Here is an 11,789-nt window from a genome sequence, read left to right on the forward strand (position 1 = left end):
ACCAGCAAGGGTATGGGAGGCGACCGGCTCACCCCTTGACGTACATCAAGGGCGGCAGCCTTGCCGCAGGACTCTCCCCCGCTCACGCCTTGCGCGATGCCGTTGAAACAAAGCGCAGGGCCAGCAGCCACAGCGTCATGGCGCCCAGGATCAGCAGCAGCCAGGCGGCGCCCCGCCCGGACGGCGCGGCAAAGCCCATGACCCCGCGCAGCCAAGGCTCCCACAGCGCCAGCGAAAGCAGCGCGGCCACGGCGGCGGCCAGACGCGGGAGCCAGGGATTCCTGAAGATATGCACCGAATGCCGGTGAACCAGCACCAGCAGGAACAGGCCCGCGACCAGGCTCACGAACATCGTCGTGCGCACCTCGGCAGCGGGCCAGCCTTGCTCCAGCAGGGACCAATTGGCCGCGAGCAGAACAAAGGCCAGGCCAAAGCCTTGCGACAGGCCATAGACCATGTTGCGCAAGGCAAACGGCGAATCCGCGGCCGGCCTGGGCGGACGGCGCATCAGCTGGGAATCCGCCGGCTGAGCTTCAAACAATATCGAGCAGGCCGGATCAATGATCAGCTCAAGCAGGATGATCTGCGCGGGCAGCAACAGGGCGGGCCAGCGAAGCAAGGCGGGAACCAGAGCAAGCGCCACGATGGGCGCGTGCACCGCGAAGACGAAGCGCACGGCGCTGCGGATGTTGTCGTCGACGTGGCGGCCCTGGCGTATGGCGGTCGCGATGCTGGCGAAGCTGTCGTCCAGCAGCACCAGGGCCGCGGCTTCGCGCGCCACGTCGGTCCCGCGCTCGCCCATGGCGATCCCGGCATCCGCGGCCTTGAGCGCGGGTGCATCGTTGACGCCGTCGCCCGTCATGCCCACCGTGCCGCCGTCGGCCTGCAGCGCGCGCACCAACCGCAGCTTCTGCTCGGGCCTGAGCCGCGCGCAGATGGCTGCGTTCCTCAAGCGGGTCCGCAGCGAGGCATCGTCCAGCGCATCGATGTCCGCACCGGTCAGCACGTCGGAGGGATTGGGCAGGCCCGCCTGTCGGGCGATCGCACTGGCCGTCACAGGGTGGTCCCCCGTCATCATGATCACGCGTATGCCCGCCTCGCGGCAATCCTGGACGGCTTGCGGTACCGTGGGCCGCAGCGGATCGGCCAGGCCCAGCAAGCCGGCAAAGCGCAGCGTGAAGCCCTGCTGGCTTTCGGGCAATGCGGTACCCGTCCACTCACCGCTCGCCACACCGAGCACGCGCAGGCCTCTTGCCGCCATGTCCTGCACCTGCTGCTGCACCGCCTCGCGTTGAAGCCCCGGGAGCCGGCACAAGTCCATGACCGCCTCCGGCGCGCCTTTGGTGGCCAGGAAATAACGCCCTTGGATCTCGCCGCCGTAGGCATGGGTGACGGCCAGTAGCTGCGGCGTGAGCGCATATTGCAGCGCCGGCGCGGTGCCCTGGCGCGCTGTCGAATCCGGGCCCAGGCGCAAATCCCCGAGGACCCGTATGGCTTTTTCCATGGGGTCAAACGGCTTCGGCGGCGTGGCCAGCATCGCGCATTCGAGCAGTCCCGTGAGCGCGGGAGGAAGCTGCGCATCGCTGCCGGCCTTGAACACGGCATCCGCACCCGCCAGCTCAACGAGCGCCATGCGGTTCTGCGTCAGGGTGCCGGTTTTGTCCACGGCCAATACCGTGATCGCGCCCAGCACCTCGATGGCGTCGACCCGGCGCGTGAGGATTTTCTGCCGGGACAATCGCCAGGCCGCCAGCGCCAGGAACACCGCGAGGACGACGGGAATCTCCTCCGGCAGCACCGCCATCGCAAAAGCAATCGCCGGCAGCAGGCTGGCGACAAAGCCCTGGCCGTCCCTGAGCCAGGCCAGCAGCACCAGCAGCGCGGCGACGGCCAGCCCGGCGCCGGCGAATCCCCGCACGATGCGCCGCGACTGCCGGTACAGCCTGGAGGCCGGAGCCTGCGTCGTCGCAAGGGCCACGCCGATGCGGCCCATCGCGGTGCGGCCCGCGGTGGCATGCACCCGGGCCAGGCCCGTACCCTGCGTGATCACCGTACCGGCGTAAACCGATGCGCCGCTTTCGCCATCGGGTCCAAGGCCGTCCCGCTGCTCGGGCTCGGGCAATTTGGGCCTGGGCACGGATTCGCCGGTCAGCAGCGACTCGTCGACTTCAAGGGCGCCCTCCAGCAAGGCCGCGTCGGCGGCGATGCGGTCGCCTTCGCGCAGCACCAGCACATCCCCGCAGACCACTTCGCGGCAAGCAATGCGAAGCTCTCTGCCGTCCCGAAGGACCAGCGCGCGCGGCGCCGACAGTTCACGCAAGGCCTCCAGCGCCCGCTGCGTTTTGCGTTCCTGGAACAGCGTCAGCGCGACGATCAGCAAGACCGAGGCCAGCAAAAACGTGGCCTCGGCCGTGTCACCCAGCACCAGGTAACCCGTGCCCGCCGCGAGCAGCATCAGGAACATGGGCTCCTTGACGACACCCAGTGCGATCCACCCAAAGCTTTGCGGTTCGCTTCCGGGCAGCAGGTTGGGCCCGTCGGCGCGCAACCGCGCGTCAGCTTCCTCGCCGCTCAGTCCCGGGGCCGCGGGCGCCGGCTCACGCGGGGGGGCGGCGGCTCGGGCTGCGGTGTTCATGGTTCCGGCGCGATCCGCACAGCCCGTCAGCTATTTTTTGGCGCCGGAATCCGCGCCCTTGTCCGCCGCCTGTTTGCCGGCCTCGGCCGATTCCTGCGCGGCTTTGTCCGCGCTTCTCAAGGCATCCTGCGTGGCCTTCATGGCCTTCTGTGTTTGCGCCTGGTCGGACTGGCCGGCCTTGCGCAGCGCTTCCCCGGCGCGACCCGACGCCGCGCGCACTGCGCTCGCCGCCCGCCTGGCCGCCTCGGCCGCCTTTGCCGTGAGCTTTTTCATGTCGTCGGTGGCCGTCGCGGCGGCATGCTCGGCCTTTTCGCGGGCCTTTCTTGCGGCTTCGTCCGCCTTGAGCGCCTGCTCCCGGATATTCGCGGCGGTCCGCTTCGAGACGTCCTGGGCGGCGGTCTCCGCCAGCTGCAGCGTGAGTTTGACCAGGTCGGCCGCCGCGCGGGCGGAATCGGCCGCCTCTTGTGCAGCTTTCTGCGCGGCCGCCTTTGACCGCGCGGCCACGCCGGCCGGCGCGCTGGCGGCCCCGGTCGGCGCCTGGGCCCTTTCAGGGGCCTGGGCCCGGGCATCACCTGCCGCGTAGCCCATGGCGCTTGCAGCAAAGGCGGCGGCAATCACAAAAGTCTGGGTATTCACGGTCGGCCTTTCAACGAAGTTGGGGGTCCACCATGATGGCCACACCGGGCGACAACGCATTTGACTTGGCGCAACTGGCACGCAATGGCCACTTTATGCAGGATTGGAAGCGTCGTTCAAGGCCTCTGGCGCGGCCCCTGCTTCTCCCCTGCTTGCGCCAGATCAACATCGGTTTTCTCTAGCGTCATGAAAATCGCGGTTGAAGCAGACACAAAGACCATCCACTTTTTTCAGGCCTCTTCATGAAGCACTATGACAACACATTGGCAGGACACTTCGGCGGCATCCTGGCCCGGCGCGAAACCGAATTACGGGACGCCTTGGATAGGGGAAACAAAAAGGAACTCGCGGCTGACCAGGCCGGCGGCGAGGTGCAGGATTTCAAGGACCTGGCCGAGCGGGAGTCGCAGTCCGACATGGCGGCGATGGACACGGCGCGAGCCACTGCCGAGCTTTCCCTGGTGGTGGCGGCCCGGCGCCGGTTGCGGGAAGGCAGCTTCGGTCAATGCGCTGGATGCGGCAAGCCGCTCGATCTGCGCCGCCTGGAAGCGCTGCCGGCCGCCGCATTCTGTGTGTCGTGCCAGACTGCCAGCGAAAAAATGCCGCACCAGCCCACCGGCAGTTGATCCGCATCAATAGTTTGTCCCCGGGAATCGTCAATATTCATGACGTTTCAACTCCCGTGAGGTACCACCGTGTTCAAGCGAATCCTGATTCCCGTGGACGGCAGCGACACCGCCACCAAAGCCCTTGTCGCTGGCCTGCAGATCGCGCGTGAAACCAGCGCCAGCGTGCGGTTGGTGCATGTCGTCAATGAAATGGCCTACCTGGGCGGGATAGATCCCCATGGCACGTACTCGGCCGACCTGGCCGGCATGATGCGCGAAGGCGGCGCCAAGGTATTGACCGACGCAATGGCCGTCGCCCAGTCGGCAGGTATCGAAGCCAGCCAGGCACTGCTCGATGAATCCGGCAAGCGCCTCGGCGAAGTCATGGCCACGGCAGCCAAGCTATGGGGTGCCGACCTTGTGGTGGTGGGCTCCCACGGCAGGCGCGGCATAGGGCGCGTGCTGCTGGGCAGTGGCGCGGAGCAAATATTGCGACTGTCGCCTGTGCCTGTACTGGTTATTCGCAGTGCACCGCCGGAAGCGAGTTCGGGCTAGCGGAACTGCTGCATGCCCCGTGAACACTTTGACCCTGGCGCAGAAATAAATCCAGCCAAATCAAGGACTTACGGGTGATGGGTGCGGGTCAGACTCGCAGCAGTTGCCCACCATTCCTCTTCGACCTGCCTCTCGAGCTATTGTTCGCCCATGGCTTTTGTTTCCACTCGCGGCTGGCTCACCATAGCCAGGAGAGATTCGATGTCTGCGGGCTTCACCACATGATGGTCAAAACCCGCTTGTTGGGAGCGCAGCCGGCTTTCGGCTTCGCCGTAGCCGGTCAAGGCAATCAGCAGCGTTGTTTTCGATTCCGGGCGACTGCGCAGCTGGCGAGCAACTTCAAAGCCGTCCAAGCCGGGCAAACCGATGTCGAGGATGACTACGTCCGGCACGAATTCCCGGGCGATATGGAGCGCTGACGCACCATCATTCGCGATCCTCACATTAAAACCTTCCAGCTCCAGCAGCACTTGCAGCGTTTCTGCGGAAGCGCATAAATCGTCGACTACAAGGACTTTTCGGGGAACAGCAGCCACCGGTTTGGCGGCCGCCGGCGCAGCCACCACAGGAAGACCGGCATCGTTGCCTGAAATCCTCGCCGGAAAATAAAGGGATATCCGGCTTCCCATGCCTTTGCCTTCGCTATAAGCCTCTACTTTGCCGTTGTGCAACTCGACCAAATGCTTGACCAGTGTCAAGCCGATACCCAGGCCGCCTTGCGCGCGGTCCAGAGCCTGATCGCCCTGGGCAAAGAGGTCGAATACATGCGGCAGGAATTCGGGCTCAATGCCCTGGCCGTTGTCTGATACGAACAGGGTGACGCCCTCCTCCTGCAGCGAAGCGTTCAGCTCGATCTTTCCATGCTGATCCGTGAACTTGGAGGCATTGTTCAGCAGGTTGGAAAGTACTTGCGACAAGCGCACCAAATCGCCCTGGAGCACCACGGCTTCAGCTGGAAGACGGACAGTCAATTCCTGATTCCTGGCTGCCAGCAGCGGGCTGCTGGCCTCCACTGCATGCTCGCACAATGTCGAGAGCAGGACCGGCTCCATGTGAACCGTCACCTTGCCCCTGACGATCCGCGAGACGTCCAGAAGATCATCGATCATTCGTGACATGTGATCGACCTGCCGTGCAATGACATCACGCGCCCATGCAACTTTCGGGTTGACCACATGGGAACTGTGAATGATGTGCACTGCGTTCCTGATCGGAGCCAGCGGATTCCTGAGCTCGTGCGCCAGCATGGCAAGGAACTCGTTCTTGCGGCGATCCGCTTCCTGAACCAGCGTATAGAGTCTGGCGTTTTCCATTGCAATAGAGGCACGGCCCACCACCTCGCTGAGCAGGGCGGCGTCCGCCTGCGCAAAACCGCCGGCCTTGCCGAACAGGATGAGTGCGCCCAGCATCTGCTCACGCGCGACCAGCGGACAAATAGCCATCTCCTCATGGTCCGCCGGCAGCTCCGGCCAGGCAGGCTGCGGGGCTGCCGCGGAGGCCGTCGACGCCGCGCACAATTCCGTTGCGGGCAGAAACGCTATCTTCCGCGAGAGCATGGCGCTGCGGACCGTCGCCGCCATGGAGGCGCTCAACTCGCGATGGCATTCGAGTACGACAGGGCCCGCGGAGGGATCCGGGCCACCCGCAATCTTGAGGCAGCGACAGTGCAGTTCGCCATGGCTGTCCAGCAAGGCGACGGCCGCCATGGCGCCAAGGTCCGGTACGGCGATATCCGCCAGCGCTTGGGCAGTGGCATCGATATTAAGGGACATGGACAGGCGTTGGCTGGCATCCGACAGGAAGGCGGCGCGCCGCGTGGCATCCTCTGCAGCGGTGCGTGCCGCCTCGGACCGCGCCAGCGCCTCGCGCTCGACGGCCTGTTGCTGAAGCTGCCGGTTCATGCGGTGCAGGTCGACGAAAACCTTGACCTTGGAGCGCAACACCCCAGGCACGACGGGCGACGAGATGTAGTCCACCGCGCCCAGCGCGTAACCCTTGGCGGCCTGTTCCTCGTCCACATAGGCCGTGATGAAAACAATGGGCGTTTGCGCTGTCTTCTTGTACTGCCGGATCATGCTGGCGGTCTCCAGCCCGTCGAGGTCGGGCATGTTGACGTCCAGCAGGATGACCGCAAACTCCATCTGCAGGATGAGGCGCAGAGCCTCCCGGCCCGAGCGGGCGCTGACGATGTTTTGCCCCAGTTCTTCCAGGATGCTGTTCATGACAACATGCTTCTCCGGCAGGTCGTCGACGATCAGGATGTTGACCAGGTCCGGATTCAGCATGTTTGCCGGCTCCTGCGGCATGAGGACGGCACTCACCGGGGCAACCAGGCACGCAGCACGGCCAGCAGGTTTTCCGTATTGACGGGCTTGGAGAGGTAGTCCCAGGCGCCGGCCTCTATGCATTTCTCGCGGTCCCCCTTCATGGCTTTGGCCGTGACCGCGATCATGGGCAAGGTCTTGCCGGCCGGCAGCTTGCGAATCTCCTGCATGGTGACCAGCCCGTCCATCACCGGCATCATGATGTCCATCAGTACCACGCTGAGCTGCGGATCGGAGGCAACTTTGGCAATGGCGTCGTGGCCGTTGTCAGCCCAGACGATGTCCATGCCCTCCCCCTCCAGCACGGTGGCCAGAGCGAAGATATTGCGCATGTCATCGTCGACGATCAGTACCCTTTTTCCCGCGAGTGACTTGTTGGCATCGTGGAAGTTTCGCAAGGTGCTGCGCTGCCTGTCCGTCATGCGCGCCTCGCTTACATGCAGGGCATGCAGGGCCAGGTCTATCACCCGGGGGACAGACCTGGCTTCGCGGAAAAAATAGCCGTCGTGTGACTGCCAAGCAGGCTGAAGCTGCGCATCGATCATGCCTTCACGCCAGACCACCATCTGCAGCGGCCCGAGCACCGAGGCTGCGGGCGAGGCATTTCGCAAGCGGTCGAACCCGTTCGCCAGTGACGCCTCATCAATCACGGCGCATTCGAAGCGGGCGAAGTCCTCGGGTTTGACGTCCGCCAGTGACGGCACCGCGAGGCACTGAACATGGCTGCCGCCCAGCAGGCCGGTGACCTCGGCACGCAACGCTTCGTCCATCAGGGCAACAACCACGTGCCGCACCGGGCGCGACACATAACGGTGCAGCTGATCCAGCATTTCGTCGAGAACTTCCTTGGCTGGAATCGGTTTCTCGATGAATGCCATGGCGCCGGATCGATAGGCGCGCTCCTTGGAATCGTCGGTGGATATCACGCAAACCGGAATGTGCCTGACGCTGAAGTCCTGCTTGATGCGCTCGAGCACGCGCCAGCCCTCCATGTCGGGAAGATGCATGTCCAGCGTGATGGCCGAAGGCTTGAACTCGGCGGCAAGCGTGAGGGCGCGGGCCCCCAGCGACGTCACCAGGCCCTTGAACCCCTTGGCCCTTGCGGCATCAAGCAAAAAGCTGGCAAAGGCCAGGTCGTTCTCCACAATCAGGAGCACAAAGTCGCCAGGCTGGATGGTGTGCCGGTCATCCGCAGCCTCATTGGCCGCAGAGTGCGTGTCCAGCGACAGAACGGAATCATCGAAGGCGACTTCCATCTTCTCGAAACCCAGGCGGCTGATCGGCGCGGCCGGCTCGAAGCGCTGCTCGGCGCTGCTGCCCTGTTTGCGCGCTACGCGCGTCGAAGCGTAGACCAGCGGCAGGTAGAGCACAAAGCTGCTGCCTTCTCCCGGCGCGCTGGACAGGCGTATTTCGCCGCCCAGCAGGCGCGAGAGTTCGCGACTGATGGCCAAACCCAGACCGGTACCGCCGTACTTGCGGCTGGTACTGCCGTCAGCCTGCTGGAAGGCTTCAAAGATGATCTGCTGCTTGTCGGCGGAAATACCGATACCTGTGTCAGTGACGGAAAACGCCAGCACCTGCTGCGCGCGGTTGAGTTCCTCGTTGTCCGGACTCCAGCCGGTAAAGGCTTCTTCTATCGCCAGGGCCACATGACCCTGGTGCGTAAATTTGAAGGCGTTCGACAACAGGTTTTTGAGAATTTGCTGCAGGCGCTTGACGTCGGTCACCATGGAAACCGGCAACTGCAGCCCGGTAGTGATCAGGAAATCCACATTCTTGGCTTCGGCCACATGGCGGAAAGTGCGCTCGACGTACATCTGCAGATCGGACAGCCGCAGCTCGTTCACGTCCACCACCACCGTGCCCGACTCGATTTTCGACAAGTCCAGGATATCGTTGATCAGCATCAACAGGTCGTTGCCGGAGGAATGAATGGTCTTGGAAAACTCCACCTGCTTGTTGGTCAGGTTGCCTTCCGAGTTCTTGCACAGCTGATCGGACAGGATCAGCAGGCTGTTCAGCGGTGTGCGCAACTCATGCGACATATTGGCCAGAAACTCCGACTTGTACTTGGACGTGAGCGAAAGCTGCTTGGCCTTTTCTTCCAGTGCCTGCCGGGCTTGTTCGACCTCCTGGTTCTTGCGCTCCACCTCGTCGTTCTGCTGGACCAGCAGATGGGCCTTTTCCTGCAGTTCCTCGTTGGTCTGCTGCAGTTCTTCCTGCCGGCTTTGCAGCTCCTGCGCCAGGGACTGCGACTGGGTCAGCAAGTCCTCGGTGCGCATATTCGCTTCAATCGTGTTGATCACGATGCCGATACTCTCAGTGAGCTGGTCCAGGAAAGCCTGGTGGGTTGGGTTGAATCGCTCGACCGAGGCGAGTTCCACCACACCGCGGACCTGGCCTTCGAAGATGATGGGCAGCACCAGGATGTCCATAGGCGCCACTTCGGTGAGGCCGGACGATATCTTGAGGCCCTGCGGTAGCGAGGACGTCAACAAGATCTTTTGTTTGTCGAAAGCGCACTGGCCTATCAGGCCCTGGCCCAAGTCGATTTCCTTGCCGTAAGCGCCCTGCCCTTCGGAGGCGTAGCTGGCCATGAGACGCAGGCGCGGCCTCTCTTGCGTGTAGCTCAGCACATAAAACTCCGCCTGCTGCGCGCCAACCACCGGTGCCAGCTCCGAGAGAATCAGATGCCCCACGGCCACCAGGTCTTTCTGGCCCTGCAGCATCCGGCTGAATTTGGCGAGATTGGTTTTGAGCCAGTCCTGCTCGGTATTGACCTGGGTCGTGTCCTTGAGGTTGCGGATCATTTCATTGATCGTGTCTTTCAGCGCCGCCACCTCACCGAGCGCCTCGACCGTGATGGACCGCGTCAAGTCACCTTGCGTCACGGCAGTGGCCACCTCGGCAATGGCGCGCACCTGGGTCGTCAGGTTGGCAGCCAGCTGGTTCACGTTCTCCGTCAGGCCTTTCCAGGTGCCGGCGGCTCCGGGCACCTTGGCCTGCCCGCCCAGCTTGCCTTCCACGCCGACCTCGCGCGCCACCGTGGTTACCTGATCGGCGAAGGTGGCCAGGGTGTCAGTCATGCCGTTGATGGTGTCGGCCAGCGCGGCGATCTCGCCCTTGGCTTCCACGGTCAGCTTGCGCTCCAGGTCGCCGTTGGCCACGGCCGTCACCACGCGCGCAATGCCTCGCACCTGGCTGGTCAGATTGCCAGCCATGAAGTTCACGTTGTCAGTCAAATCCTTCCAGGTACCGGCCACGCCCTGCACGTCAGCCTGGCCGCCCAGTTTGCCTTCGGTGCCTACTTCTCGTGCCACCCGCGTCACTTCGGACGCAAACGAGCGAAGCTGATCCACCATGGTGTTGATGGTGGCCTTGAGCTCGAGAATCTCGCCCTTCACGTCCACCGTGATCTTTTTGGAAAGGTCACCGGCAGCCACAGCTTTGGTCACGTCGGCGATGTTGCGCACCTGTGATGTCAGGTTACCGGCCATGAAGTTCACGTTGTCGGTCAGATCCTTCCAGGTACCGGCCACACCTTGCACATCGGCCTGCCCGCCCAGCTTGCCTTCGGTACCCACCTCGCGCGCCACCCGCGTCACTTCAGAGGCAAATGACCGCAGCTGATCCACCATGGTGTTGATGGTGTTCTTTAACTCGAGGATTTCGCCCTTCACGTCCACCGTGATCTTCTTGGAAAGGTCACCGGCCGCCACGGCCGTCGTCACCTCGGCAATGTTGCGCACCTGCGCCGTCAGGTTGGAGCCCATGGAGTTGACCGAATCGGTCAAATCTTTCCACGTACCGGCCACGCCCTGCACATCGGCCTGCCCGCCCAGCTTGCCTTCGGTACCCACCTCGCGCGCCACACGCGTCACCTCCGAGGCAAACGATCGCAACTGATCCACCATGGTGTTGATGGTGTTCTTGAGCTCCAGAATCTCGCCCTTCACGTCCACCGTGATCTTCTTCGAAAGGTCACCGGCCGCCACGGCGGTCGTCACCTCGGCAATGTTGCGCACCTGTGCCGTCAGGTTGGAGCCCATGGAGTTGACCGAATCGGTCAAGTCCTTCCAGGTACCGGCAACACCCTGCACGTCGGCCTGGCCGCCCAGTTTGCCTTCAGTACCCACCTCGCGCGCCACCCGGGTTACCTCAGAAGCAAATGACCGCAGCTGATCCACCATGGTGTTGATGGTGTTCTTGAGCTCGAGGATTTCGCCCTTCACGTCCACCGTGATCTTCTTCGAAAGGTCGCCCGCCGCCACAGCCTTGGTCACCTCGGCAATGTTGCGCACCTGGCCGGTCAGGTTGGAGCCCATGGAGTTGACCGAGTCAGTCAAGTCCTTCCAGGTACCGGCAACGCCCTGCACGTCGGCCTGCCCGCCCAGCTTGCCCTCGGTGCCCACCTCGCGTGCGACTCGCGTTACTTCAGAAGCAAAAGACGACAACTGGTCCACCATGGTGTTGATGGTGTTCTTGAGCTCGAGGATTTCGCCCTTCACGTCCACCGTGATCTTCTTCGAAAGGTCACCGGCCGCCACGGCCGTCGTCACCTCGGCAATGTTGCGCACCTGGCCGGTCAGGTTGGAGCCCATGGAGTTGACCGAATCGGTCAAATCTTTCCACGTGCCGGCTACACCTTGCACGTCGGCCTGGCCGCCCAGTTTGCCCTCGGTGCCCACTTCTCGTGCCACCCGCGTCACTTCAGAAGCAAAAGACGAGAGCTGGTCCACCATGGTGTTGATGGTGTTCTTGAGTTCGAGGATTTCACCCTTCACGTCCACCGTGATCTTCTTGGAAAGGTCACCGGCAGCCACAGCTTTGGTCACGTCGGCGATGTTGCGCACCTGTGATGTCAGGTTACCGGCCATGAAGTTCACGTTGTCGGTCAGATCCTTCCAGGTACCGGCCACACCTTGCACATCGGCCTGCCCGCCCAGCTTGCCTTCGGTACCCACCTCGCGCGCCACCCGCGTCACTTCAGAGGCAAATGACCGCAGCTGATCCACCATGGTGTTGATGGTG

The 11,789-nt window shown here is 63.4% G+C and carries 6 protein-coding genes; 2 read left to right on the forward strand and 4 right to left on the reverse strand.

Translation table 11 applies throughout. The features are described from left to right. Positions 1-82 precede the first annotated feature (82 nt). Entirely contained in the window at positions 83-2,635 is a 2,553-nt protein-coding gene (locus AC1DWQ_RS10690) for a cation-translocating P-type ATPase (RefSeq protein WP_477669596.1), read from the reverse strand. A 30-nt stretch (positions 2,636-2,665) separates the two neighbouring features. After that, positions 2,666-3,271: a hypothetical protein gene (locus AC1DWQ_RS10695; protein WP_477669597.1), complete on the reverse strand. Its 606-nt coding sequence runs from the start codon at positions 3,269-3,271 to the stop codon at positions 2,666-2,668. 242 nt (positions 3,272-3,513) lie between these two features. Here AC1DWQ_RS10695 and AC1DWQ_RS10700 point away from each other — a divergent pair, with 242 nt between their 5' ends. Further along, positions 3,514-3,897, forward strand: a complete 384-nt coding sequence (locus AC1DWQ_RS10700; RefSeq protein ID WP_477669598.1) for a TraR/DksA family transcriptional regulator — start codon at positions 3,514-3,516, stop codon at positions 3,895-3,897. 69 nt (positions 3,898-3,966) lie between these two features. Next, entirely contained in the window at positions 3,967-4,434 is a 468-nt protein-coding gene (locus AC1DWQ_RS10705) for a universal stress protein (RefSeq protein WP_477669599.1), read from the forward strand. Between the two features lie 137 nt (positions 4,435-4,571). On the opposite strand, the gene AC1DWQ_RS10710 is transcribed toward AC1DWQ_RS10705, so the two are convergent. Together AC1DWQ_RS10710 and AC1DWQ_RS10715 are read right to left on the reverse strand one after the other, a co-directional pair. After that, complete coding sequence (locus AC1DWQ_RS10710) at positions 4,572-6,719, reverse strand: response regulator (protein WP_477669600.1); 2,148 nt, start codon at positions 6,717-6,719, stop codon at positions 4,572-4,574. A gap of 32 nt (positions 6,720-6,751) precedes the next feature. Continuing rightward, positions 6,752-11,789 (reverse strand): HAMP domain-containing protein (locus AC1DWQ_RS10715; protein ID WP_477669601.1); only part of this gene is annotated, 5,038 nt, incomplete at its 5' end.

Source organism: Polaromonas sp. P2_G11, from assembly GCF_056403595.1.